Below are 26066 nucleotides of genomic sequence, written 5' to 3' on the forward strand. Positions count from 1 at the left end.
TAATAAAAAACTTTAAGCGTTTTATTTAGGTGGGATTGTACATTTTAGCACAAAAGGAAAGGAAGAGTTTTTATGAAATTTATCGGAATTGTCGGAACAAATTCAGCAACTTCAACCAATCGTAAGTTATTACAATTTATGCAGCAGCATTTTGCTGGAAAAGTGGAACTAGAAATTTGTGAAATTAAAGATTTACCTGCTTTCAATGAACCTGAAGATCATGCTGTACCAACAGCAGTTCAAGCGTTATCTGCAAAAATTGAAGCAGCAGATGGCGTAATTATCAGTACGCCAGAGTATGACCATGCAATTCCAGCGGCATTAAAAAGTGCTTTAGAATGGTTATCTTATACCACTCGTCCACTGATTGATAAGCCAGTGATGATTGTTGGAGCCTCTCATGGTTCTCTAGGTTCTTCAAGAGCGCAGGCACATTTACGTCAAATTTTAGATGCTCCAGAATTAAAGGCGCGGATTATGCCTAGTTCAGAATTTTTATTAGGTCGCTCTTTAAGTGCTTTTGATGGCCAAGGGAATTTGCTTTATCCAGAAAAAATGCTGGAACTTGAAGAATGCTTTGATGAATTTATGCTTTTTGTAAAAATGATCAATCAATTAAAAGCGAATCATCATTTTACGACTGACCGCAATAAAAAATTTACATGGGAACATGCAGCTGAAGGAGGAAATTGTTAATGAAACTTATTGGAATTGTTGGAACGAATGCAAAAGTATCATACAACCGTATGCTATTACAATTTATGCAAAAACATTTTGCAAATAAAGCTGAAATTGAAATTTTAGAGTTAACTAATGTACCGATGTTTAATGAATCAGAAGATCAATCAAACAGTGAATTAATTCAATCCTTCAACACAAAAATCAGCGAAGCGGATGGCGTGATTATTGCTACACCTGAACATAATCACTCAATTCCTTCTGCATTAAAAAGTATTTTAGAGTGGTTATCTTTTAATTTACATCCTTTTGATGGCAAACCAGTGATGATTGTAGGAGCTTCTTATGATGTGCAAGGTTCTTCAAGAGCACAGTTACATTTACGTCAAGTTTTAGATGCTCCAGGAGTTAACGCAACAGTTATGCCAGGTTCTGAGTTTTTATTAGGTAGAGCACATCAAGCGTTTGACGAAAAGGGAAATTTAAAAGTTGAAGGTACAATTGACTTTTTAGATAGCTGTTTCTGGCGTTTCCTACGCTTCACTGAAATTGCTAATCAACTAAATGTGCCAGAAGAAGTTACTTTTGAACCAGGAGAATTTTCAGTAACTGCACCAGGGCATAATGGCGATTTACCAATGGTTGTTACTTTATCAGAAAAAAGAATTGAAGATATTTCAATTGATACTTCTGGCGAATCAGAAGGGATTGCAGATGTCGTCTTTACACGAATTCCCCAACAGATTATTGAAGGGCAAACTTTAAATGTTGATGCTTTATCTGGAGCATCAGTAACTAGTAATGGTGTAATTGATGGCGTAGCAAAAGCTGTTAAAATGGCTGGTGCTAATCCTGATGCTTTAAGGAAACGTCCGAAAGCCCCAAGTTCAGCTGATACCGAAGATGCTGAATATACAACGGATGTAATTGTTGTTGGTGCTGGTGGAGCTGGTTTAACTGCTGCCGCTAGCGTTTTACAGGCAGGGAAAAAAGTGATTGTTGTTGAAAAATTCCCAGCTGTTGGTGGTAATACCGTACGGACAGGTGGCCCGATGAATGCTGCTGATCCTGAATGGCAAAAAACTTTTGCAGCAATTTCTGGTGAAGAACATACCTTAGCAGAAATGGCAGCTTTAGATGAAGCAACCATTGATCCAGAATATCTTGAAGATTTCCGTGAAATGAAAAAACAAATTTCAGCTTATTTGGCAGAAAATAGAGAGCATGAAGGCTACTTGTTTGATTCTAACTTATTCTATCGTATGCAAACTTATTTAGGTGGTAAACGAACAGACCAATTAGGAAATAAAATTTATGGTCAATATGATTTAGTTAAAACTTTAACGGATCAATCATTGGAATCTGTTAAATGGTTAGAAGAAATTGGTGTTGAATTTGATAAAAAAGATGTTAGTATGCCGGTTGGTGCACTATGGCGTCGTGGTCATAAACCAGTTAAAAGTGAAGGTTACGCTTATGTTTCAGCCTTGCAAACTTTTGTTGAAGCTAACGGGGGCATGATTATTACTGATACAGCGGTTAAAGAAATGCTTGTTGAAGATAATCAAATCAGTGGGATTGTTGGCGAAGGCCTAAATGGTAAAAAAATCACAATCAAGGGTAAAGCAGTTGTTTTAGCTACAGGTGGTTTTGGTGCCAATACCAAAATGTTGAAAGAATATAATACTTATTGGTCAGAAATTGCTGATGATATCAAAACTTCAAATTCACCAGCTATTACTGGTGATGGAATTCTATTAGGTCAAAGCGTTGGGGCTGATTTAGTTGGCATGGGCTTTTCACAAATGATGCCGGTCTCTGATCCGGAAACAGGTGCTCTTTTCAGTGGTTTACAAGTGCCACCACAAAACTTCGTTATGGTGAATCAAGTTGGTAAACGTTTTGTTAATGAATATGGTAGCCGTGATACATTGACGCAAGCAGCGATTGACAATGGTGGTTTGTTCTATCTAATCGCTGATAATGAAATCAAGAAAACAGCCTATAATACAACCCCAAAAAAACTGGATAAACAAGTTGCAGCCGGTACTTTATTCCGGGCGGATACTTTAGAAGAGTTAGCAGAACAATTAAAAATGGATCCTAAAGTCTTTAAAGAAACCATTGAAAACTATAATCGTTATGTTGATGCTGGCGAAGATCCAGAATTTGGCAAAGATGTTTTCGATTTGAAAGTAGAAGTCGCACCATTTTATGCAACACCGCGTAAACCAGCTGTTCACCATACGATGGGTGGTTTGAAAATTGATACAGAAACTCATGTTTTAACAGAAAATGGTGAAATTATTACTGGTTTGTATGCGGCGGGTGAAGTTGCAGGTGGGATTCACGCCGGTAACCGCTTAGGTGGGAATTCATTAACTGATATCTTTACTTTTGGCCGTATTGCCGGTAAGACAGCGATTAAAGATTTATTTACTAAATAAAACAATTATAAGGGGATAAGGAATAAAATGAATTATAAAATTAACCGTGTACAAGTTTTAATTGCTTCGACAATTGTTTTACTTTGTACAGGTGCCGTTTACGCATTTAGCGTTTTTGCAGGACCTTTGAGTGCTGTTCGAGGTTGGAGCATGGGAGAAATTATGATGGCATTTACAATAAATGCAGCAATTAGCCCAGTGCCAATGATTTTAGGTGGTTTTTTAACTGATAGAGGTTTAGCGAAATGGACAATTACCATTGGTGGTTTGATGTTTGGTGCAGGTTTCTTCTTAACTGGTATGGCGACAACACCTACGATGCTCTATCTGACATACGGAATTATCGGTGGTTTAGGGCAAGGCTTGGCTTACTCAGGTTGTTTAAGTAATACGATTAAACTTTTCCCTGATAAAAAAGGTTTGGCTTCAGGGATTATCACTGCTGGAATGGGTGGAGCAGCAATTATCGCTGCTCCTGTAGGAAACTATTTAGTAGAGCATTATGATGTTTTACAAGCTTTTAAGACACTAGGAATTGCTTACTTCGTCATCATTTTAGTTGCTAGTTTCTTTATCAAAAATACACCTGATGATTATCAACCAGCAGGGTGGACACCGCCAGCAACTAAAGGAAATGGTGGAGCGGTTAATAAAAACTGGGTTGAAATGTTAAAAACTCCTTATTTTTATTTAATCTTTTTAATGTTCTTCACTGGTGCTTTTTCAGGTTTGATGATTGCTTCAAACGCTTCTGTTATTGGTCAACAGATGTTTAAACTTTCTGCTGGAACTGCGGCTTTCTATGTGAGTTTATATTCATTAAGTAATTGTGCTGGTCGGGTTGTTTGGGGAACTGTTTCTGATAAAATCGGTCGCAATCGGACATTGACTATTATTTTAATTGCCGTTATGGTAGCATTTGGTATCTTAGTGAGCCTTTCTTCACAAGTTGGTTTTGCTTTAGGAATCATTATTTTAGGGTTGTGTTTCGGTGGCGTAATGGGTGTCTTTCCACCAATGGTTATTGAAAATTATGGACCAGTCAATCAAGGTGTGAACTACGGCATTATTTTCACTGGTTATTCAGTAGCAGCTTTCTTTGCGCCACGAGTTGCAGCGAGCATGGCAGCTAGCGATAACGGTGACTTCACTAAAGCTTTTTATGTAGCGATTGTCGTAGCCTTTATTGGCTTGATTTTAAATTTAATTTATATGCGTCTGCGTAAAAGTGAAACAGCTAAATAAAAGTGAAACTAGAATGGCAAAAGAACCTCTGACACATTACCGTCAGAGGTTCTTTTTATAGCTGATAAATTTACCTAGTTTTCTTTTTCGTAAAGAAAAGTAATCAAAGTATGTTTATTAATCGTAACAGTTTGCGTTTCTGCACTCTTTAAAGTATAACCAGCAAATTCTTTTGCTTCATCAACGAAAGATGTCCCAGGAGCAACTTGAACAGTTGGGCCAAAGCCTAAAAATTGGTTATCAGTCGATTCGTAAAAGACTGTAACAGTGTATTTTTCAGGTTCGCTAGTTTGTTCATAAGTAAAGACAATTGTTTGATTATTAGTGATATTGTCTAATTTTTGTGAGCTATTTCCTTGTAAATTATAACCGGAAATAGTTGGTGCTGTCGCTGTATAAGAGGCACCTTTTTCAACTGTAGCGCTAGCAGAATCTTTGATGTTGTTGCCATCGGTATCTTGATATTTAACAGTTACAGTGTACGTTTGCGTTTCAGTACTAATCTTTTTGTATTGAATCGTAAGTGTTTGGTCTTCTTTTGTAAAGGTAACTTTTCGATTGATATTGCCTGATGCTTGGTAGCCAATGATGAAGGGGACAAAATAAGATTTAGTTGTACCTTCTAATTGGCGATCAGTTGTTGCTGGTTGTAGTTCGTTGTTTTGCTCATCCACATATTTGATGGTTAAAGTAGAGTATACTTTTGCTGGATCATTTTTCTTGTAAGTAAAGACAATTGTTTTATTACTAGTAATATTATTTAATGTTTGTGAGCTATTTCCTTGTAAAGTATAGCCTGAAATCGTTGGTGCCTTAGCTGTGTAAGCTTTGCCTTTTTCCACAGATTGTTCAGTTGAATTTTGAATTTTTTTACCAGTTGTATCTTTGTATTCAGTTGTTACGGTATACTTTTGAACTTCCGTAGCATTCTTTTTGTAACGAAAGGTAATGGTTTGATCTTTTTTGGTAAAGGTAACTTTTTGTGTGGTGCTGCCAGATACTTGATAACCAGTAATGGTTGGTGCTGAGTAAGTTTTAGTTGTACCTTCTGTCCGAGTATCAGTCGTGGCTGTTTTAATTTCTTTATTTTGTTCGTCCAGATATTTAATCGTTAAAGTTGTCCGAACTTTTGGCGCTTCGGTCGCTTCATCTTTTATACCGTACCAAGCGATGCCTTCATTATTCCAACCGGCTGCAAGCAAGCTGTTTTGTTCAGCATTTTTAGCAGTATAATTGTGGGTGCCAGTTTGGGCATTAGGGTTATAGGCACGATAAATCGGTTGCGATTTATTGGTGTCAGAATACCAACTGATGCCTTCATAACGCCAACCAGAGTTAACCAAGTTATCTTTTTCACCTGGGTTCAAGGTATAGTGATGATCGCCGGCGTTAGGATTGTATAAGCGATGAACGGCGTTGCCGCTTAATGGCGCGTACCAACCAATGCCTTCAGCTTGCCAACCAGCGTTGACTAATTGTTGTTTTTCTGCAGCGTTAGCTGTGTAAAAATGTTCTCCAGAGTTAGGGTTATAAAGGCGATGCATTTCGTTGTAATCTTTTGCTTCAGCCATGGTTGGCGCTAATGTCAATGTAGTAACCAGCGTTAATAATCCTAATAAACTTTTTTTCTTCAATTGCTTTCTCCTTTTTCACTATAAATAGTTTTTAATGGTAAATGTTAGTCAATAGAATATTGAACAGTAAAATAGATAAGTGATATAAATAACTAATCTATTCTGATTTTCTCAGTGGTTTATTTTGTTGGATTAGTTTTTTTGAGAAAATCATTTTGTAGATGCGTCGTACAAATAACGTTCTTTTTTATTCTTTTGAAAAACATTTGTGAAATAGAGTAGGTAATATGTGCTTTTTCAGTGAAGAACTATTTCATAAAATAATTGTATGACTAATATTTGTGTATGTCAAACGAATTTGAAAAAATCATTGTTATTTAATTGTTGCTGAAAAGCGAAAGATAAAAATAACAATTGTGAGTTTTTATGAAAAGTAAGGGGCTGCAAGCATTTTTGCAAATAAGGTAAAGCCAGTTAAAATAGTTATTTACAAAATGAGCTGTAGAGTGAAATGAGGTGTTTTTTTAGAAATCAGAAAGCAACTTTTATTTTTTATCGGAAAGCTCTTGACCCTTCCTTTGGGTAAGCCTGTATTATGGAGATAACTTATCGAAGGAGAGAATGAAAAGTATGAATGAATTAATGAAAATTAGAGATGTATCCAGCCGATATGATGTTACGGCGCGTACTTTACGTTATTATGAGGATATGGGTTTGTTAACGAGTATTCGTAATGATGATGTGGCTTATCGGATGTATGATGAAAACGCGATTCGTCGCATTGAGCAGATTTTGATTTTGCGTAAATTAAATATTAGCATCAAAGATATTAAGCGAATTTTTGATTCTGCTAGTTCGGAACTTATTTTGGATGTTTTAGGGAAAAAAGTTGAAAATATTGATGATGAAGTGGCTCTGCTACAAGAGTTAAAGGAAATCGTGTTGGATTTTATTCAAGAAATTGAACGCATTAATTTTACTGACAACTCTGATATTAAGCAACTTTATGACAAAGCCAAAGAAATTGAAACGCAAATTGTCAAGGTGGATTATGTAGGCAAGCCTAATAATGTTCACCGTTTGATTGAAATTACTGATAAATTAGATAAAAAAGTTCCCGATGTGATGGTGGTTAGAGTGCCGGCCTTTAGAGGCTTGTCATCAGGCGCGCACTCTTGGGAAGAATTATTTAAACCTGGTGGCTATATGTTTCAATTGTGGCAACATTATAATTCCTTTAAACCAGTCATTTTTGATTGCTTAGATTTTACAATGGTAAAAAATGACGATACTGGTGAAATGATTTGTGCGATTAATGATGAGCTTCGTCAAGAAGATGTTAGCCCGCTGGAAATTGTTGATTTCCCTGGTGGTTTGTATGCGATGGCGGTGAGTATTGATGAAGATGATGAAAGTATTCGCAAAGTGCAAGATAAAATTCTGCAATGGATTGAAACGACTAATTTTGAGTTGGATGAAAGTCGCAGCTTTATGTTTAATATGCCTTATTTAGATGAAGAAAATGCTTATCAACAAGATATCGAAAAAGGCTTAGGTTATCGCCAAATGCAAAGATATTTGCCAATTAAATTAAAGAAAGCGTAGTTAAAAAATAAGCGATTGCTCTATGAAGAGACAGTCGCTTATTTTTTTTTTGCTTGTAGTTCTGCTGGAAAGCCATCTTCCCAATCAGTTGGCTCTGGCACTTCTTCACCAGTTAAAGGAATAAACAGTTCTTTAGGGATTGCTCGTTTCATGGCATTATCGTGAAAATAAGCTGGCGGGGTATAAGCATAATTTTGCTGTTTATAAAAGTTAGACAAATAATTTTTTTCTAAGGTTTCAACGATATCAAAATTTTCTGCGTACCAACTACTTTTATTGAGCATTTCTTCTCTTGTGTCAAATTGATAAGCAAAATCAGGTTCCATTAGCCAAAACAATAATAAAGCTGAACCTTTATCAGTTTTGGGTGAGCTGGCAATCCAAGCAATTGCTTGTTTAGGATTATCAAAATTCCACCCTAAAAGAGCTTGGTAGATTTGTTTAGGGCTACAATTTTCTAAGTAATTGATTAGCAAATCAGCGAGTTGTTCTTCAAATTCTTCTTCTGTAAGGCTCATTGTTGAGGCTCCTTTGATTTTTGAACAATTATATCATATTGGCTATTTAATTTAATATAAGTGATAGACAAGTAACGGTGCTTTTTTTCTAAATAATTTGACTTATAAGAAACTTGCTTGTTTTTGCTGAATTTTAGTTTATATTTATAGTTAGATACTGTTTAAAGGGACAACACTAATTATCGGAGGAGTAGTCATGAAAAAAATCATTTTAGTGTTTACTTAGCTTGTTTCTTCCTTGGGGATATTCAGTTGATGAGATGGCGCTTGAGTTAACGAAGCTGAATGGTTTTCAATATATATTTTCTGATAAGTTATTTCTGATTTTATTTATTATATATTTAGGTGGATTATTAATTTTCCTTAAAACGAAGCAGTCGAATTTATTACTAATGCTTTCAATAGTCAGCGCTGTTATATTAGGAATGCTTATTACACCTGTTGAGTATATTATTTCGCAAACAGGTTTTACAACTTATTTTAGCAGTGTGTATGGACTTTTTATAGCAATGCCCGTTTTTTTGATGATGATTGTTATTCTTGCTTATGAGTCTAAAAGAGAAAGAGTTTAGGAAATTAATTTAAGTGATGAAGTATTTCAACGAAAAAAACAGGAGCATCAATTAGGGGGGGCTGATTGATGCTCCTGTTTTAGTTTATAAAGTTTTAGCGTGTTTGGCTAGTTGCAGTAAAAAATTTTCTCGTTTGGTTTCGTTGGCATTACGAAGAAATGGCATGGTAAGTGTAGAAGTTACTTTGATACCACACATTTTAAGGATTTGTTTATTTAGAACTTTGCCATAATCTTTTTGAAATAGTTTAACATAAAAATTAGGTGTATCATGGGTCGTTACAATCGTTGCGGTTTTATTAGTTAATAAAGCAACTGGACGAATTCCTTTGTATTCATAAGCAAATCCTTTTGCGAATACTCGATCAATATAGCCTTTTAAAATAGCTGGCATGCTGCTCCACCAAATCGGATAAATAAAAACTAAATGATTTGCCCAAGTCAAATCATCTCGGTACTTTTGAGTAGTTGGGTCGAATTGTAAATCACGCCTTCTATTATTTTCATCAAAATAAAGTACAGGATTAAAATCTTCTTGATACAAATCAAGAATTTTAAAATGATGAGCAGCGGAAATATTTTCTTTAAAAGTTTCCAGTATGGCATTGTTATAGCTTGATTTATTGGGATGAGCGTAAATGATTAATATGTTGATAGGGGTACCCTCCGTTTAATAATGAAAATATAGATAGTAGTAAAAAAAACTATCCTTTTTTCTGCTTCATTTTCTTGCGAACTTCTTTTGCCAAATATTCAATAGTAAATAAAGCAGGAACTTGAGAAGTAATATCGGCGCCATCCAACTCTTCCCGAGAGACATAGTAAGGGATATTAACATCAGAAAGCTTGGCAATAGTTGAGTTGGAGCTATTGGTAATGGAAATAATACTACTGTCTTTTAAATTGAAATGATTCAAATAGTCAATTACTTCATTCTTTTCAAAGCATCTTCAACATCCTCATCATGGTCAATACAATAGAATTTAAAGTTGGTAGTTTAAACACATCAGTTTTCGAAAACTGAATAAGAGTCTGGGTGAAGGATTCAAGTGAATTTTTTATGAAAGATTTCCAGGCTTGGTAATCATCTTGCACACCATTAGGATAAAGGTTATTAAAAATAGTTGTTAGTTCTTCATCATCAAATACATAAAGAGTATCGAAACATTGGAATTTCCAATCTCCTGTATTGAATTTTAAACGCTGGATGTTCTCTTCGTTTTTGTAATAGTCAGCATTATTTCCTGTTTGATAATGTGACAATGTTTCTGAGAAAGCCTCTTCGGTGTTGAAACATAAATTGATTTCGGCATCCTCAGCATTACAATCGAATGCAAAAGCATAAAACTCTAAAGTAGGATTATCATTCAAAAAAATTGTGACGCCATTAGTCGCAAATTCAACTATCTTTTTTGTATCAATTTCCATTTTTATCATTCTCCATGTCTACAGTGTATAAGTTAAAAAGCCAGCCATTTCTGACTGACTTTTCAGGGATAAATTGCAGCGCTATTTGTTACAAATGTTGACATATCAACGTTTGTAAACTCACTCCCACTCGACTGTTGCTGGGGGTTTACTCGTAATATCATACACAATTCGATTGACGTGACCGACTTCATTAACGATACGAACGGAGATTTTTTGTAACACATCCCACGGGATTCTTGCAAAGTCAGCGGTCATACCATCAATAGAAGTTACCGCCCGGATTCCGACTGTGTAATCGTAAGTTCGGCCATCACCCATCACCCCAACACTACGCATACCAGGTAGGACTGTGAAATATTGCCAAATATCGCGGTCTAAGCCAGCTAGAGCGATTTCTTCACGTAAGATAGCATCAGATTCTCTCACGATTTCTAATTTATCTTCAGAAATTTCACCAAGGACGCGGATTCCTAAGCCAGGGCCTGGGAAAGGTTGGCGCCAAACGATTTCGTCAGGCATCCCTAATTCAGTTCCTAGTGCGCGAACTTCATCTTTAAATAACGTATTTAAAGGTTCGATTAATTCAAATTGCATATCTTCAGGCAGGCCACCAACGTTGTGGTGGGATTTGATTGTTTGTGCTGTTTCGGTACCACTTTCGATAACGTCAGTGTACAAGGTACCTTGCGCTAAGAAATCAATGCCTTTTAATTTAGTGGCTTCGTCGTCAAAGACATAGACAAATTCGTTGCCGATGATTTTGCGTTTTTCTTCTGGGTCAGAAACGCCAGCTAATTTAGTTAAGAAGCGTTCTTTGGCATCAACTTTAATGATGTTTAAACCGAATTTTCCGCCAAGGCTTTCCATTACTTGTTCAGCTTCGCCTTTACGCAATAAACCGTGGTCAACGAAAATACATGTTAATTGGTCGCCAATCGCTTTTTGTAGTAAAACCCCAACGACGCTAGAATCAACTCCGCCGGATAAGCCTAATAAGACTTTACGATCGCCGACTTTTTCGCGGACTTTAGCAATTTCCATATCAATAAAGCTACCCATGCTCCAGTCGCCAGTGCATTGACAAACATCAAAAGCAAAATGACGTAATAAATCATTGCCGTATTCTGAGTGTTGCACTTCTGGGTGGAATTGAACGCCGTAGAAATTGCGGCTCAAATCTTGAATAGCAGCAATCGGACAATCTTTACTAGTGCCGACAACTTCAAAACCTTCCGGAATTGCAGTGACTAAATCACCGTGGCTCATCCACACTACTTGTTTAGCAGGTGTGCTTTGGAAAAGCGAAGCGTCTTTAGCCGTAACTTCCAATTCTGCTTTACCGTATTCCCGATTTTGCGCAGGTTCAACTTTGCCGTCTAATTTATAAGTTAATAGTTGCATGCCGTAGCAAATCCCTAAAATTGGAATCCCTAGTTCAAGGATTTCAGGGTCAATCCCAAAAGCATTTTCATCGTAAACACTGTTAGGGCCACCAGAAAGAATAATTCCTTTAGGCTGCATTTGACGAACTTCGTCAGCTGTGATGCGGTGGCTTAATAGTTCCGAAAAGACACCGAATTCACGAATTCGTCGGGTAATCAATTGATTATATTGACTACCGTAATCTAATACAATAATTTTTTCAACGTTTGTCATTTTGGCAACGTTTGTCACAGTATCGACCTCGATTCATTTTAGTTTTTTATCTCAAGAGGAGCTTCCCTCTGAAAAGCTAGTTGATTAATAACGCCGCATGTAGATTTCATCAATAATATGATTTTCAGTTTTATGCAGAATAACATCCGCTCGGCCGCGTGTCGGCAAGATGTATTCTTCTAAATTTTTCAAATTGACATTTTTCCAAACACCGCGAGCCATTTGAAAGGCATCGTCGCGATTGCCAATGGCGTATTGATAATAATAATTGTCAGGGTCTAAAAAGGCGGAATCTAACAAGGCGCCGAAACGCTCTAAGTACCATTTTTCAATTAACAAAGGGTCGGCGTCAACGAAAACTGAAAAATCGAAAAAGTCACTGACGTAAATTTGTTGATTGGCAGGTAATTGCAAGGTGTTAATTCCTTCGACAATTAAAATATCGGGCTGATTGATGTAAGCAAATTCTCCTTCAATAATATCATAAACACTGTGAGAATAAATAGGAACTTCGATTTGTTCTTCGCCAGATTTTACGCGATTAAGAAAATCAATTAATTTTTCCATATCGTAACTTTCGGGAAAACCTTTGCGGTCCATGATGCCCCGCTCTTCTAAAACGTGATTAGGATATAAAAAACCATCCGTTGTAATTAATTCGACGTTACTGCGTTTAAAAGTACGAGATAAAATCGTTTGAATTAAGCGGGCGGTGGTACTTTTTCCCACAGCAACACTTCCTGAAATCCCGATAATAAAAGGGGAAATTGGTAAATATTTATGGAGAAAAAGGCCTTTACTTAATGATAGTGATTCATATTCTTTTTTATATAGTTGGATTAAATGGGCTAAAGGCACATAAACATCTTGAACATCTTGAATGGAAATTTTATCATTAAAACCCTTGATATTATCTAGTTCTTCTTCAGTTAGAGGAGCTTTGCCATTGCGATAAAAGCCTTGCCACTCATCACGAGCAATCCGATAATAATTTGTTTTTTCCTTCATGAGGACTCCTTTTTAGCTAGTTCATAAGAAGTAGCTCGCTGTTATTAAATGCTGGTGAAGCTGGTAGGCCACTTGTTAATTAAAGTGGTGTCAGGCATTTTTTGAGTAAGCGTGTTAATCTGATTATTCTTTGCGATTATCATTGGGCTTATTATAACAGAAATTAGCAGGACAAACACTTTTTTTCATCATAAATGCTTTTGATTTGTTGAAAAAAAGCTTCGTGGTATGATAGAGGTATAAGTTGTAGAGAAAAGGATGTGATTTTTGATGAGGAAAATTGTTTTATTTGGTGATAGTATTACTGGTGGCTATTTAAATTATCAAAATTCTGATATTTTAACGGAAATGACGGCGAAACATTTAAGCAACATGGGTTTTCCTGATAATCAGTGGGTGAACCATGGGGTGAATGGCGAAACTTCTCGGGATGCTTTGCGACGGTTAGCAACGATTGCTGCAGAAAACGCTGATTTAGTGGTGGTTTTCTTTGGCGATAATGATATTATTGATGAAAAAGTTGCGGTGGCAGAATATCAAGCAAATCTGCAAAAAATAGTGGAGCAACTGGGCGCCGATAAAGTTTTATTAGTGGGGCCTACTTATATTCGTTCTGTAGACCAAAGCTTACTACAACAATATGTGGCAGCAGCTGAGGCGGTGGGCAAAGAAACCGTTAGTTTTTTAAATATGTATCAGCATATGACCGTTTATCCTGGGGTGAATGAATTTTTACAAACGGACGGCTTACATTTATCCGAAGCAGGCTATGATTTATTATCTTCCTTGATTGCTAGAGATTTAAAGGTTAAAATGTTGAAAGATAGCAATTAATCAGGAATTTGAGGGAAGCAGAATGACAAATCATTATTATTCACAGCAGCCGACAACCGCCCATAACTTAGCGGAGTGGCAGTTTGAATTGTTAGGAAAGAATTTTCGTTTTACAACTGATAGCGGTGTTTTTTCAAAAGGTACGGTGGATTTTGGCTCGCGGGTGTTAATAGAAGCTTTTTCACCAGTCGACTTGCCAGAGGGAACGTTATTAGATGTCGGTTGTGGCTATGGACCAATGGGCTTGGCGTTAGCGGCAGCCTATGAGTTGCCGGTAGAAATGGTGGATATTAATCAACGAGCTGTTGCTTTGGCGCAAGAAAATGCGGCTAAAAACCAAGTGAATAACGTTGATATTCACGTTTCTAATATTTACGAAGAGTTGCACCAAGCAAGTTACGCTGCGATTATTAGTAATCCGCCGATTCGGGCTGGTAAACAAGTCGTTCATGAAATTTTAAGTGGCGCTGAACCCTTGTTAAAAACTGGTGGCACCTTAACTGTCGTGATTCAGAAAAAACAAGGAGCCCCTAGCGCTGAGAAAAAAATGCAAGAAGTTTTCGGCAACGTGGAAATTGTTACCAAAGATAAAGGTTACTATATTTTAAAAAGTGTTAAAGAATAAAACAGAGAGTGTGAGACAAAAAGCAGATTGTTTCGCGCTCTTTTTTGTTGTTGCTGAAATTTTAAAAATGGCGAAATATATTTTTCTAAATTGGTAAAAATTAAGGAGTATTTTTGTAGATTTTTTGGTAAAATAGTAATGAGTGAAAAAAGCAGATTTTTTGATTGCGTTGGAGGTGAAGCGGTGAAGTTAACAATTAAAGAAATTGCTGACTTAGCTGGCGTTTCGATTACCACCGTTTCGCAAATTTTGAATCATAAAGGCAGTCGTTTTAGTCAGGAAACCCGCCAAAAAGTTTTACGTATTGTTGAAGAGCAGCAATATAAGCCGGATTTTTTTGCTTCAAATCTGATTAAACGCCATTCAAAAACGATTGGTATGATTGTGCCTGATGTGACGAATTTGTTTTTTTCAAAGATTATTGAAGGGGTGGAGAGTTATCTTAATCCCTTAGGCTACATGATTTTGTTGTGCAATTCAAAGCATAGTCAGGCCAAAGAATTACAATATATTGACGAGCTGATTTATCGTTCGGTGGATGGCATTATTTTAGCCACGCCCCATGTTTTGCCGGCTGAAAAATCGTTAACTAGTGGTTTTTTTGATAAAATGCCTTTGATGCTGATTGACCGGGGTATTAATCAACGAAAAATAGACCGTTTAATCGTACAGGAATACAGTGGTGCTTATCAAGCGATGGAAACTTTGTTGGCGCTTGGGCATCGGGAAATTGGCATGTTGCGGGAAATGCAAGGTTATTATCAATTAACCGAGCGAACGGATGCTTATAGGCAAGCTTTGTTAGATGCGGAAATTCCTTTTCGCAAGGAGTATGTGACCCAAGGGGAATTGACAGTTGCTGGTGGCTATCGGGCAGCTAAGGAATTGTTGGCAACCCAGTCAGAGATTACCGCGATTTTTTGTGGTAATGATGAAATGGCATTAGGTTGCTATCAAGCGATTCATGAAATTGGTAAAAAAGTTCCTGATGATATTTCGGTAGTGGGCTTTGATGGCGTGGAAATTTCAGAGTTTGCGGTACCGACTTTAACAACTATTTATCAACCAAGTTTTGATATTGGTTTTTATGCAGCAAAATTTTTAGTGGACCGCATTGATTTTCCGCAAACTAAAGGGCAAAACAAACTGTTTGCTACGGAGTTTTTGTTGCGGGGAAGTGTCGCGCCTGTTAAGAATTGACAATTAAGTGAGAATGTTTTATGATGTTTTGGAAATCGTTTACAGCTTGGTTTATCAACAAGTAAAATGTTTTACTAAGAGGGATTTTCAGTGCCATTAGTAAGCGAAAAAATAGTTATAAGGAAAGTAACAGTTGTGTTTGTAACCAAGGGGGATTTTTTATATGAGAATGGTCGATTTAATTGAGAAAAAACGAGATGGTCATGCTTTAACTAAAGAAGAAATTCTATTTATTATTGAAAACTATACAAATGGCACTATTCCAGATTATCAAATGAGTGCCTTATTAATGGCGATTTATTATCAAGATATGACGGATGAAGAAATTACGAATTTAACCTTAGCGATGGCTAATTCTGGCGAAGTGATTGATTTATCACACTTAGCTGGGATTAAAGTTGATAAACATTCGACTGGCGGCGTGGGGGATACGACAACTTTGATTTTGGCGCCGTTGGTTGCTAGTGTTGGCGTGACGGTTGCTAAAATGTCTGGTCGCGGGTTAGGTTATACTGGCGGCACGATTGATAAATTAGAAGCGATTCCCGGTTTTAAAGTGGAATTAAGCGATGAGGATTTCGTTAAATTTGTTAATGAAAGCCATGTTGCCGTGATTGGTCAGTCAGGGAATTTAGCGCCGGCTGATAAAAAATTATATGCTTTACGAGATGTAACGGCTACTGTTGGTTCAATTCCGTTAATTGCCAGCTCAATTATGAGTAAAAAAATTGCGGCAGGTGCCGATGCAATTGTTTTAGATGTAACAACTGGCGATGGTGCTTTTATGAAAAATCTTGATGAAGCCCGACGTTTAGCGAAAACTATGGTAAGAATTGGTAAATTAGCGCAGCGCAATACGATGGCGGTAATTTCTGATATGTCGCAGCCTTTAGGGCGAGCAATCGGCAATAGCTTGGAGATTATTGAAGCGATTGATACGCTACAAGGTCGCGGGCCAGCTGATTTAGTTGAGATGTGTTATGCCTTAGGTAGCCAAATGGTAGTTTTAGCTAAAAAAGCCGAAACGTTAGCTGAAGCTCGTGAGATGTTAGAAGCGGCTTTAACCAGTGGCGCAGCCTTTGCGAAGTTTAAAGAAATGGTAGCTAATCAAGGTGGCGATTTATCGGTGATTGAAGAACCTGCTAAATTAATGACTGCCAAATATAAAATTGAATTACCAGCCAAAACGTCAGGTTATGTCCGCCGAATTGTTGCCAATGAAATTGGGATTGCTGCTATGATGTTAGGAGCAGGCCGCAAAACGAAAGAAGACAGTATTGATTTCGCTGTTGGTTTAGTTTTGAATAAAAAAGTTGGCGATGCCGTAACTGAGGGCGAATCACTCTTAACTATTTATAGTAATACAGAAGATATTGCCGAGGTCACCAGATTAATTTATAATAATATAGAAATTGGTAATCAAGTGGATGAACCACCACTAATTCATGATATAATAACAGAGTAGTTTTAGCTGCTAATTTCAGAATTTTGACCAGTCAAAATTTTGTCAGGCTGAACTTTTAAATTTAAATAAGAAGCGCAGGCGTTAGCTGAAAACATAAATAAGTGATAGTGAAGAAAGCTAGCGCTACTTTTATGGCTAGCAGGACTTGAAACTATTCAGCAAACAGCCACTGCGTAAAAAATAAAAGGAGCGATAAAAACGATGGAAATCAATCGCATGATCGATCACACCGTGTTAAAAGCGGATACGAAAGAAGAAACAGTTTTAAAAATTATTGAAGAAGCTAAAAAATATCATTTTTATTCTGTCTGTATTAATCCAACTTGGGTGGCTTTCGCCAGCCAACAATTGCAAGGGGAACCGGTGGCAGTTTGTACCGTAATCGGCTTTCCTTTAGGGGCTAATACTTCTGCAACCAAAGCTTTTGAAACTACCGATGCTATTAAAAATGGTGCGGATGAAGTAGATATGGTGATTAATATTGGTGCTTTAAAAGCCCAACAATATGATATTGTTCAAAAAGATATCGAAGCCGTGGTGAATGCTGCGAAAGATCAAGCCTTAGTGAAAGTTATCATCGAAACAGCTTTACTTGAAAAAGATGAAATTATTAAAGCTTGTGAGTTAGCTAAAGTAGCGGGGGCTGATTTTGTTAAAACGTCAACTGGTTTTTCAACTGGTGGTGCTAAAGTGGAAGATATCCGCTTAATGCGCGCAACTGTTGGCCCTGAAATGGGCGTTAAAGCTTCTGGTGGCATCTACAGCGAAGCCGATGCCTTAGCAATGATTGAAGCAGGGGCTACCCGAATTGGAACAAGTGCTGGGGTTGCCATTATGTCTGACGCTGCTGGTACAGCGGGGTATTAATATGCAAGCAAAACAAGAATGGCTTGATGTGGCAACGGCAGCTTTAGATAAAGCTTATGTTCCTTATTCACATTTTCCAGTAGGCGCTTGTTTAGTCACTAAAGCTGGTAAAATTTATCAAGGTCTGAATATTGAAAATGCTTCTTATGGCCTGAGTAATTGTGCCGAACGAACAGCAATTTTTAAAGCTGTTTCCGAAGGGGAACGGGAGTTTGCTCATTTAGTAATTGCTGGTCATACTGAGCGGGCAATTTCACCTTGCGGGGCTTGCCGTCAAGTGATGGCTGAATTTTGTGAGCCAGAAATGCCAGTCACTTTAATTGGTGACCATGGTACGCTGAAAGAAACAACTGTAGCAGAATTGCTACCTTATGCCTTTGTAGGCAAGGACCTTTAATCTTGGTTCAATCAGTCGCTGACTGTTGAAAAAATAAAAACTATATTAATAGGGGGCTTTACAGAAATGAAAAAAGCAAAATTATTTAGTCGTGGCGTAGCTACATTAGGACTAACACTAGCGTTAGCTGCATGTGGTGGCGGAGACAAAGGCGGCTCAACAGCTGACTCAGGGAGTACAGATGGCGGCAAAGATACTGCAGCTCTTACAGCAGTAATTATCACTGACGTTGGTGGGGTAGATGATAAATCATTTAACCAATCAGCTTGGGAAGGTATGCAAGAATGGGGTAAAAAACACGATATTCCTGAAGGAGTAGGCGGTTATACTTACATTCAATCAGGCGATGCTGCTGACTATGCAACGAATATCGACTCTGGTGTTTCACAAGGTTTCCAAAATATTTTTGGGATTGGTTACTTATTAGGTGATTCAATTGAAGCGGCTGCTGGCCAAAATCCTGATACTAACTTTACAATCGTTGATAGCGTAATTGAAGGTGCTGACAACGTTGCTTCTGCAACTTTTAAAGATAACGAAGCAGCTTACTTAGCTGGTTATGCTGCTGCTTACACAACACAAACTGATAAAGTTGGTTTTGTTGGTGGGGAAGAAGGCATCGTTATCGGTCGCTTCCAAGCAGGTTTTGAACAAGGGGTTGCTGATGCAGCTGAAGAATTAGGTAAAGACATTTCAGTTGATGTTAAATATGCTGCTTCATTTGCAGATGCTGCTAAAGGTAAAGCGTTAGCTGCTGCAATGTATCAAAGTGGTATCGACGTAATCTTCCATGCTTCAGGCGCGACTGGCGCTGGTGTTTTCCAAGAAGCTAAAGATTTAAACAGCATGGGTGAATCTGATAAAGTTTGGGTAATCGGTGTTGATAGCGATCAATCATCTGAAGGTGTTTACACAACTAAAGACGGTAAAGAAGACAACTGTGTATTAGCATCAACACTTAAAGGTGTAGGCGCTGCTGTACAAGATATTTGTGACCGTGCGTTAGATGGCAAATTCCCTGGCGGCGAACATTTAGTTTATGGTTTAACTGATGGTGGGGTTGACTTGACAGAAGGCCAATTATCAGACGAAGCTAAAGCAGCTGTTGATGGCGCTAAAGAAAAAGTTATCGCAGGTGACGTAGAAGTTCCTGAAGAACCAGCAAAATAATAAAGAGTGACATTAAGATAGCCTTGTTGTTTAGCAACAAGGCTATCCTATAATTTAATTTGACAAAGTTGTTTTGTTTTAGGCAAGCAGAAAGCAAGTCTTTCTGTTTGGCTAAGGCAAAAATTCTAATTGCATTTTTTGTTAGAAGAAAAAAACCTAAAAAAGAAAATGATAGGATGTGAAAAAAGTGGCCCAAGAAAATCTAGTCATTGAAATGCGAAATATTACCAAGCAATTTGGAGAATTTAAAGCAAATGACAATATTAATTTGCAACTTCGTAAAGGCGAGATTCATGCACTATTGGGGGAAAATGGTGCTGGGAAATCAACTTTGATGAATATATTATCAGGGTTGTTAGAGCCAACTTCTGGGGATATTTTACTGAATGGAAAAAAAGTAAGTATTAACGGTCCCACAGCAGCAAATCGGTTAGGAATTGGGATGGTGCATCAGCACTTTATGCTAGTCGACGCTTTTACTGTTACAGAAAATATTGTTTTAGGTAGTGAAATAACTAATTTAGGTGTTTTGAATCACAAAAAAGCGCGAGCTGAAATCGAAGAGCTATCACAACGTTATGGTTTGGATGTTAATCCCGATGCGTATATTTGTGATATTTCTGTAGGGATGCAGCAACGGGTAGAAATTTTAAAAACTTTATATCGTGGTGCGGATATTTTAATTTTTGATGAACCGACAGCGGTATTAACGCCCCAAGAAATTGATGAGTTAATCGAAATTATGCATGGCTTAATCAAAGAAGGCAAATCAATTATTTTAATCACCCATAAATTAGATGAAATTAAAAAAGTTGCTGATCGTTGTACCGTTATTCGTCGTGGTAAGAGTATTGATACGGTAAACGTGAAAGACGTTTCTTCACAAGAATTAGCCGATATGATGGTGGGCCGCTCTGTTTCCTTCAAAACAGAGAAAAAACCAGCGGATCCGCAAGAAGTAATTTTATCAGTCGATAATATCGTGGTTAAAGAAAGCCGCGGCTTAGAAGCAGTTAAAGGTTTAAGCTTTGAAGTCCGAGCGGGAGAAGTTTTAGGTATTGCCGGTATTGACGGCAATGGTCAAACTGAGTTAGTTCAAGCTTTAACCGGCTTACGTAAAGTTGAAAGTGGCAAAATTATTATTGATGATGAAGATATGACTAACCAACGTCCGCGGAAAATCACGGAATTAGGTGTTGGTCACGTACCAGAAGACCGCCATAAATATGGTTTGGTTTTAGAGATGTCTTTATCAGAAAATATCGCTTTACAAACTTATTATAAAGAACCTATGAGTAAACGTGGAATTTTAGATTATGGGGAAATGAATGATCATGCTAGAGATTTGATTAAAGAGTATGATGTGCGAACAGTCAACGAATTAGTACCTGCTAAGGCCTTATCTGGTGGGAATCAACAAAAAGCCATTATTGCTAGAGAAATTGATCGTAATCCAGAATTATTAATTGTTTCACAACCTACACGTGGTTTAGATGTGGGGGCGATTGAATATATTCATCAACGTTTGATTGAACAACGAAATCGCCATAAAGCAGTTTTGATTATCAGTTTTGAATTAGATGAAATTTTAAATGTCTCTGATCGGATTGCGGTTTTACATGCAGGTGAGATTGTTGGGATTGTGGATCCTAAAGAAACATCAGAAAATGAGCTGGGCTTAATGATGGCAGGTTATTCTTTAGAGGAAGCAAGACGCGAGCTAGCAAATCAGAAAGTAGGTGAGCCTGTTGAATAATCGATCTGAAAAAATGCGTAATTTGTTAGTCCCAGTTATAGCTGTTGTTTTTGGTTTTATTTTAGGGGCGATTATTATGTGGGCTTCCGGCTATGATGCAATTGAAGGCTATAGTCAGATGCTGCGAACAACTTTCTTGAATCCTCAAACAGGTGCTTTGAATCCTAAAAGTATTGGGGAAATTTTCGTAACAGCTGGACCTCTGATTTTTACCGGTTTAGGTTTTGCGGTAGCTAATTCAGCTGGTTTCTTCAATATCGGGCTTTCTGGCCAAGCGTTATGTGGTTGGGTAGCCAGTGTTTGGGTAGCTTTATCAATGCCTGATATGCCTAAAATTGTCGTGGTTCCTGTTGCGGTGATTGTTGGTGCTTTAGCTGGCGCGCTTGCTGCAGCGATTCCCGGAATTTTACGGGCTTTCTTTGGAACCAGTGAAGTAATTGTAACGATTATGATGAACTATATTTTATTATATATGAGTACACATATTGTAAATAATGTTATGGCTGATGGAATTATGAGTAACAAAGGGGTTACCAAAATTGTTGGCGCCAATGGTTCTTTACGAACAACTTGGATGACTGAGTTAACAAATGGTTCTCGTTTAAACTTGGGAATTATTTTAGCGTTAATCGCTTTAGTCGTTGTTTGGTTCTTAATGAAAAAGACAACATTAGGTTTTGAAATTCGTTCCGTTGGTTTAAATCCTTTTGCTTCTGAATATGCAGGGATGAGTAGCAAACGAACAATTATTATTTCAATGATGATTTCTGGTACTTTAGCTGGTTTAGGGGGCGTAGTTCAAGGTTTGGGGACTTTCCAAAACTTCTTCGTTCAAGGCAGCTCACTAAGTATCGGTTTTGATGGGATGGCGGTTTCTTTATTAGGTTCTGGTAGCTCCATTGGGATTTTATTAGCGGCTTTACTTTTCAGTATTTTAAAATTAGGCGGTCAAGGAATGCAGTTTGCTGGGATTCCGGTTGAATTAGTTGATGTCGTGATTGCTGCGATTATTTTCTTCGTGGGAATTAGTTATGTGATTCGTTTACTTTTAAGTAAATTTCCTAGTAAGAAAAATGAAGTACATGCAGCTACGTTGGTAAATGAAGAACCACAGCGACAACCAAAAGGAGGGACACGCTAATGAGTATTTCAATGATTGCCCAAATTGTCACGCAAACATTACTGTATTCAGCTCCTTTAATTTTAGTTGCTTTAGGTGGTGTTTTCTCTGAGCGTAGTGGGATAGTTAATGTAGGGTTAGAAGGAATTATGGTAATGGGGGCTTTTAGCTCAATCGTTTTTAACTTAACTTACGCTGATCAATTTGGTGCTTGGACGCCATGGATTTCAATGTTGGTGGGTGGTTTAGCCGGCATGCTATTTTCACTTTTACATGCTATTGCAACGATTAACTTGCGAGCAGACCATGTTATTAGTGGGACGGTTATTAATTTAATGGCACCTTCACTAGCGGTCTTTTTAGTAAAAGTTTTATATGGTAAAGGTCAAACAGATAATATTAATCGTAACTTTGGGTATTTTTCTTTCCCTGTTTTACAAGATATTCCGGTTATTGGTAAGATTTTCTTTAAATCAACTTCTTTACCAGCGTATTTTGCTATTTTAGTTGCGTTAATTTCTTGGTTTATCATTTTTAAAACAAAATTTGGTTTGCGTCTGCGGTCTGTTGGGGAAAATCCTCAAGCTGCTGATACTTTAGGGATTAATGTTTATGTGATGCGCTATGCTGGTGTACTGATTTCTGGTTTCCTTGGTGGAATGGGTGGCGCGGTTTATGCGCAATCTATCTCTGGTCGTTTTGCGGTAACCACAATCGCTGGTCAAGGGTTCATTTCAATGGCAGCGATGATTTTTGGTAAATGGAATCCACTAGGGGCAATGGGCGCAGCAATTTTCTTTGGCTTTGCTCAAAATATCAGTATTGTTGGTGGTAATTTGCCAATTATCTCGGCTATTCCAGATGTTTATCTTCATTCAGCACCATATGTGTTGACAATTGTCGTATTAGTATTATTCTTAGGTAAAGCATCAGGACCAAAAGCAAACGGTAAAAATTATATTAAATCAAAATAAAGTTACGAAAGGGCGGGCTATGGGAAGTTTTCTTTAGCTCGCTCTTATTTTGTCTTACTGCACACGTTTGCATTATACTTAGCTGTAAATTTTTATAGTGAACCCGATGTTGGGAGATTGTTAAAAATAAAAAACAAGCTCCTGTCATTTAAAAAATAAAGAAAGAAGGAACCGAAATGTTTAAACGCATTCATTTAGTTGTGATGGACTCTGTCGGAATTGGAGAAGCACCAGATGCTGAAAAATTTGGTGATGTTGGCGCGGATACTTTAGGTCATATTGCTGAAACGGCTGGTTTAACTGTTCCCCACTTTGAAGAATTAGGCTTAGGCACAATTGCCCCCTTAAAAGGCGTAGCTGCTGTTGAAAAACATCAAGGCTATGTTACAAAATTGCAAGAAGTTTCTGTAGGTAAAGATACTATGACTGGTCACTGGGAGATTGCTGGTTTAAATATTCAAAAACCATTCCGAGTTTTCCCTGATGGTTTCCCGCAAGAATTACTACAACAAATTGAAGAATTTTCAGGTCGGAAAATTGTTTGTAACCAACCTTATAGTGGGACCGCTGTAATTGACGATTTTGGTGAACATCAAATGAAAACCGGTGATTTAATCGTTTATACTTCAGCAGATCCTGTTTTGCAAATTGCAGCTCATGAAGAAATTATCCCGTTAGAAGAGCTATATCGGATTTGTGAGTATACGAGAGAAATTACTAAAGATGAACCTTATATGATTGGCCGTATTATTGCCCGCCCTTATTTGGGAGAACCTGGCAACTTTAAGCGCACAAGTAATCGTCATGACTATGCTTTAGATCCATTTGGTCATACTGTTTTAGATTCTTTAAAAGAAGCCGGGAAAGATGTGATTGCGATTGGCAAAATCAACGATATTTTTAACGGTCAAGGAATGACAGCGGCCGTTCGCACGAAAAGCAATATGGACGGCGTGGATCAATTATTAAAAGTTATGGCCGATGATTTTACTGGTGTCAGCTTTACTAACTTAGTTGATTTTGATGCTTTATATGGCCACCGTCGCGATCCTGAAGGTTATGGTCAAGCGATTGAAGACTTTGATCAACGCTTACCAGAAATTATGGCAGCGATGCAAGAAGATGATTTATTATTAATCACCGCCGACCACGGAAACGATCCAACTTTCCCTGGCACCGATCATACGCGAGAATATGTGCCATTACTAGCTTACAGTAAAAAAATGAGCGGCCAAGGCCACTTGCCACAAGGTCATTTTGCTGATATTTCTGCAACGATTGCTGAAAATTTTGGAGTGGCTGCTACCGAAAACGGCACAAGCTTCTTAAATTTATTAAAATAATTTTTAGATAAATATTAAAGGGGGAATAAACAGGCATGGATTTACAAACAAAAATTAATGAAACGGTCGCTTTTATTCAAGGAAAAGGGGTCAAGGAAGTTGCTTTTGGTTTGATTTTAGGTTCTGGTTTAGGAGAGTTAGCAGAAGAAATTACTGATGCTGTAGCTATTCCTTATGAAGAAATTCCGCATTTTCCAGCTTCAACAGTGGTGGGACATGCTGGGCAACTTGTTTATGGCACTTTAGCAGGTAAAAAAGTTTTAGCGATGCAAGGTCGTTTCCATTTTTATGAAGGCCATTCAATGGCAACGGTAACTTATCCTGTACGAGTGATGAAAGCTTTAGGTATTCATTCTTTAATCGTGACTAATGCAGCTGGTGGCGTTAATGAAAGTTTTGCAGCTGGCAACTTAATGTTGATTAACGACCACATTAATTATATGGGCACCAATCCATTAATCGGGCCAAATGATGAAGCAATGGGTCCCCGGTTTCCTGATATGTCACAAGCTTACTGTAAAGAATATCAAGAAAAAGCTAAAGCTGTTGCCGTTGAAAAGAATTTACATTTAACTGAAGGTGTTTATATGGGCTTTTCTGGTCCAACTTATGAAACACCAGCAGAAATTCGTTTTGCCAGAGCAGTAGGAGCGGATGCAGTAGGCATGTCGACGGTGCCAGAAGTAATTGTAGCGGCACACATGAGCATGAAAGTTTTAGGAATTTCTTGCATCACCAACTTAGCGGCTGGTATGCAATCAGAATTAAATCACGCGGAAGTTGTAGAAACAACTGAACGAGTGAAAGGTGAATTTAAAGCTTTAGTCAAAGAAACCTTAGCTATTTTATAAAAACGAAGGGACTGTTTTCATGAGTACACATATTGAAGCGAAAGCTGGCGAAATTGCTGATAAAATTTTATTACCTGGAGATCCTTTACGGGCAAAATATATTGCGGAAACTTTCTTAGAAAATCCCGTTTGCTATAATCAAGTGCGCGGCATGTTAGGTTATACCGGAACTTATAAAGGTGAACGGGTCTCTGTGCAAGGAACAGGAATGGGGATGCCTTCTGCTACCATTTATGCCCATGAGCTAATTAATTTTTATGATGTCAAACGTTTGATTCGTGTGGGCACTTGCGGTGGGATTCAAAAAGATGTTCATGTGCGCGATTTAGTTTTAGCACAAGCTGCGGCGACTAGCTCATCAATGATTGAAAAAGACTTCCAAGTTTTCCATTTCCCACCAATTGCTGACTTTGATTTATTATTGAAAGCTTATGCTGTTGGGAAAGCCAAAAACTTTAATATTCATGTAGGGAATATTCTTTCTGAAGACAGCTTCTATAAAGAAGATACAACTGAAACTATGAAATTAGCAGAATTAGGGGTTTTAGGGGTTGAAATGGAAGCTGCTGCTTTATATTATTTAGGGGCAAAATTCAACGTTCAAACTTTAGCTTTAATGACAGTTAGTGATCATTTAATCACTGGTGAAGAAACAACGGCTGAAGAAAGACAAACAACATTCAACGACATGATTGAAGTCGGCTTAGAAGTGGCGATTAGTAAATAAGCAA

25 protein-coding genes are annotated in these 26066 nt (G+C 37.6%); 18 read left to right on the top strand and 7 right to left on the bottom strand.

Features of this window, described 5'->3' with window-relative positions:
* Positions 1-72: 72 nt before the first annotated feature.
* From M2139_RS03990 to M2139_RS04000, 3 genes are read left to right on the top strand one after another with little or no spacing between them, the layout of a single operon-like run.
* The gene (locus M2139_RS03990; protein WP_280737589.1) at positions 73-696 is read left to right on the top strand and encodes an NADPH-dependent FMN reductase; all 624 of its coding nucleotides are present in this window, start codon (positions 73-75) and stop codon (positions 694-696) included.
* The gene (locus tag M2139_RS03995) at positions 696-3125 is read left to right on the top strand and encodes a flavocytochrome c (protein ID WP_280737588.1); all 2430 of its coding nucleotides are present in this window, start codon (positions 696-698) and stop codon (positions 3123-3125) included. The genes M2139_RS03990 and M2139_RS03995 overlap by 1 nt, the downstream gene beginning before the upstream one ends.
* Before the next feature lie 27 nt (positions 3126-3152).
* The gene (locus tag M2139_RS04000) at positions 3153-4370 is read left to right on the top strand and encodes an OFA family MFS transporter (RefSeq protein WP_280737587.1); all 1218 of its coding nucleotides are present in this window, start codon (positions 3153-3155) and stop codon (positions 4368-4370) included.
* Between the two features lie 74 nt (positions 4371-4444).
* On the opposite strand, the gene M2139_RS04005 is transcribed toward M2139_RS04000, so the two are convergent.
* Complete coding sequence (locus tag M2139_RS04005; protein WP_280737586.1) at positions 4445-6004, bottom strand: MucBP domain-containing protein; 1560 nt, start codon at positions 6002-6004, stop codon at positions 4445-4447.
* Positions 6005-6574: 570 nt separating this feature from the next.
* Here M2139_RS04005 and M2139_RS04010 point away from each other — a divergent pair.
* Positions 6575-7549, top strand: coding sequence for a MerR family transcriptional regulator (locus M2139_RS04010; protein WP_280737585.1), 975 nt, complete (start codon positions 6575-6577; stop codon positions 7547-7549).
* 38 nt (positions 7550-7587) lie between these two features.
* Here M2139_RS04010 and M2139_RS04015 read toward each other — a convergent pair whose 3' ends face one another.
* Entirely contained in the window at positions 7588-8067 is a 480-nt protein-coding gene (locus tag M2139_RS04015; protein WP_280737584.1) for a DUF4274 domain-containing protein, read from the bottom strand.
* A 260-nt stretch (positions 8068-8327) separates the two neighbouring features.
* On the opposite strand from M2139_RS04015, the gene M2139_RS04020 reads away from it, so the two are divergent.
* Complete coding sequence (locus M2139_RS04020) at positions 8328-8639, top strand: hypothetical protein (protein ID WP_280739530.1); 312 nt, start codon at positions 8328-8330, stop codon at positions 8637-8639.
* A gap of 84 nt (positions 8640-8723) precedes the next feature.
* Here M2139_RS04020 and M2139_RS04025 read toward each other — a convergent pair whose 3' ends face one another.
* The 5 genes from M2139_RS04025 to coaA all read right to left on the bottom strand — a co-directional run bounded on the left by M2139_RS04025 (position 8724) and on the right by coaA (position 12733).
* Positions 8724-9293, bottom strand: a complete 570-nt coding sequence (locus tag M2139_RS04025) for an NAD(P)H-dependent oxidoreductase (protein WP_280737610.1) — start codon at positions 9291-9293, stop codon at positions 8724-8726.
* A 49-nt stretch (positions 9294-9342) separates the two neighbouring features.
* Positions 9343-9555, bottom strand: a complete 213-nt coding sequence (locus M2139_RS04030; protein ID WP_280737582.1) for a hypothetical protein — start codon at positions 9553-9555, stop codon at positions 9343-9345.
* 22 nt (positions 9556-9577) lie between these two features.
* Positions 9578-10066, bottom strand: a complete 489-nt coding sequence (locus M2139_RS04035; protein WP_280737581.1) for a DUF4303 domain-containing protein — start codon at positions 10064-10066, stop codon at positions 9578-9580.
* 120 nt (positions 10067-10186) lie between these two features.
* Positions 10187-11743 (bottom strand): glutamine-hydrolyzing GMP synthase, encoded by a 1557-nt coding sequence (gene guaA, locus M2139_RS04040; RefSeq protein WP_280737580.1) that lies wholly within the window; start codon positions 11741-11743, stop codon positions 10187-10189.
* Positions 11744-11809: 66 nt separating this feature from the next.
* Positions 11810-12733 carry a type I pantothenate kinase gene (coaA, locus tag M2139_RS04045; protein ID WP_280737579.1) on the bottom strand — a complete coding sequence of 308 codons (924 nt, stop codon included), beginning with the start codon at positions 12731-12733 and terminating at the stop codon, positions 11810-11812.
* Positions 12734-13003: 270 nt separating this feature from the next.
* Here coaA and M2139_RS04050 point away from each other — a divergent pair, with 270 nt between their 5' ends.
* The 13 genes from M2139_RS04050 (at position 13004) to deoD (ending at position 26062) form a co-directional block, all read left to right on the top strand.
* Complete coding sequence (locus M2139_RS04050; protein ID WP_280737578.1) at positions 13004-13567, top strand: GDSL-type esterase/lipase family protein; 564 nt, start codon at positions 13004-13006, stop codon at positions 13565-13567.
* 22 nt (positions 13568-13589) lie between these two features.
* Positions 13590-14192 carry a class I SAM-dependent methyltransferase gene (locus M2139_RS04055; protein ID WP_280737577.1) on the top strand — a complete coding sequence of 201 codons (603 nt, stop codon included), beginning with the start codon at positions 13590-13592 and terminating at the stop codon, positions 14190-14192.
* Between the two features lie 183 nt (positions 14193-14375).
* The gene (locus tag M2139_RS04060) at positions 14376-15392 is read left to right on the top strand and encodes a LacI family DNA-binding transcriptional regulator (protein ID WP_280737575.1); all 1017 of its coding nucleotides are present in this window, start codon (positions 14376-14378) and stop codon (positions 15390-15392) included.
* Positions 15393-15555: 163 nt separating this feature from the next.
* Positions 15556-16857, top strand: coding sequence for a pyrimidine-nucleoside phosphorylase (locus M2139_RS04065; RefSeq protein ID WP_280737574.1), 1302 nt, complete (start codon positions 15556-15558; stop codon positions 16855-16857).
* A 201-nt stretch (positions 16858-17058) separates the two neighbouring features.
* Positions 17059-17724 carry a deoxyribose-phosphate aldolase gene (deoC, locus tag M2139_RS04070; RefSeq protein WP_280737573.1) on the top strand — a complete coding sequence of 222 codons (666 nt, stop codon included), beginning with the start codon at positions 17059-17061 and terminating at the stop codon, positions 17722-17724.
* Between the two features lies 1 nt (position 17725).
* The gene (locus M2139_RS04075) at positions 17726-18121 is read left to right on the top strand and encodes a cytidine deaminase (RefSeq protein WP_280737572.1); all 396 of its coding nucleotides are present in this window, start codon (positions 17726-17728) and stop codon (positions 18119-18121) included.
* Between the two features lie 66 nt (positions 18122-18187).
* On the top strand, positions 18188-19291 hold the full coding sequence (locus M2139_RS04080; protein WP_280737571.1) for a BMP family protein: 1104 nt from the start codon (positions 18188-18190) through the stop codon (positions 19289-19291).
* Positions 19292-19478: 187 nt separating this feature from the next.
* Positions 19479-21047 (top strand): ABC transporter ATP-binding protein, encoded by a 1569-nt coding sequence (locus M2139_RS04085; RefSeq protein WP_280737570.1) that lies wholly within the window; start codon positions 19479-19481, stop codon positions 21045-21047.
* A complete protein-coding gene (locus M2139_RS04090; RefSeq protein WP_280737569.1) occupies positions 21040-22188 on the top strand; it encodes an ABC transporter permease in 1149 nt (382 codons plus the stop codon). Before M2139_RS04085 ends, M2139_RS04090 begins: the two co-directional genes overlap by 8 nt.
* Complete coding sequence (locus M2139_RS04095) at positions 22188-23141, top strand: ABC transporter permease (RefSeq protein WP_280737568.1); 954 nt, start codon at positions 22188-22190, stop codon at positions 23139-23141. The genes M2139_RS04090 and M2139_RS04095 overlap by 1 nt, the downstream gene beginning before the upstream one ends.
* 176 nt (positions 23142-23317) lie before the next feature.
* Positions 23318-24484: a phosphopentomutase gene (gene deoB, locus M2139_RS04100; protein WP_280737566.1), complete on the top strand. Its 1167-nt coding sequence runs from the start codon at positions 23318-23320 to the stop codon at positions 24482-24484.
* A 35-nt stretch (positions 24485-24519) separates the two neighbouring features.
* Positions 24520-25335: a purine-nucleoside phosphorylase gene (locus tag M2139_RS04105; RefSeq protein ID WP_280737565.1), complete on the top strand. Its 816-nt coding sequence runs from the start codon at positions 24520-24522 to the stop codon at positions 25333-25335.
* A gap of 19 nt (positions 25336-25354) precedes the next feature.
* Positions 25355-26062, top strand: a complete 708-nt coding sequence (gene deoD / locus M2139_RS04110) for a purine-nucleoside phosphorylase (RefSeq protein WP_280737564.1) — start codon at positions 25355-25357, stop codon at positions 26060-26062.
* The last annotated feature ends 4 nt before the right edge of the window (positions 26063-26066 follow it).

Origin of the sequence: Enterococcus sp. PF1-24 (assembly GCF_029893325.1) — a bacterium.
Lineage (GTDB): Bacteria > Bacillota > Bacilli > Lactobacillales > Enterococcaceae > HY326.